1 protein-coding gene is annotated in these 556 nt (G+C 62.2%); it reads right to left on the bottom strand.

Annotation, left to right across the window (positions count from 1 at the left end):
• Positions 1-556: ABC transporter ATP-binding protein (locus EH240_RS37405; RefSeq protein ID WP_125007286.1), on the bottom strand; the 556-nt coding region annotated here is incomplete at both ends.

The raw sequence follows: 556 nt of genomic DNA, 5'->3' as shown, positions 1-556 counted from the left end.
TAGTTCGGTGGTATAAACCTCGCCGGCCATATTACCCGCGTCTGTTTCGCTGAGCCGCATATCTTCCGGCCGCTGGCCGACGGTGATCGCGCCGTTCACGCCGGCCGGAGCCGCAAGCGTCAACTCGGAATCCTGCACCCGTCCGTCGGCAATTGTTATCGGAAGCAGGTTCATGGGTGGATTGCCGAGGAAGCCGGCAACAAAGACGTTTGCCGGCGTGTTGTAGATGTCGAGGGGTGTGCCGACCTGCTGTAGTCTGCCGTTCGCCATCACGGCGACACGGTCAGCCAGCGTCATCGCTTCGACCTGATCGTGCGTCACATAGATCGTGGTGGTAGCGAGGTCGCGCTGCAGGTGCTTCAACTCCGCGCGCATATAGACGCGTAGCTTGGCGTCGAGATTGGACAGAGGTTCGTCCATCAAAAAAAGTTTGGGCGTGCGCACGATGGCACGACCGAGCGCCACGCGCTGTCTTTGTCCGCCGGACAGTTGACCGGGCTTGCGCTCTAGAAGCCCGCCGAGTTCGACGCGCTCGGCGGCGGCGCGTACCTGGCGC

The sequence above is a fragment of the Mesorhizobium tamadayense genome, assembly GCF_003863365.1.
GTDB lineage: Bacteria > Pseudomonadota > Alphaproteobacteria > Rhizobiales > Rhizobiaceae > Mesorhizobium > Mesorhizobium tamadayense.
This window is presented reverse-complemented; position numbering and strand designations above follow the sequence as displayed.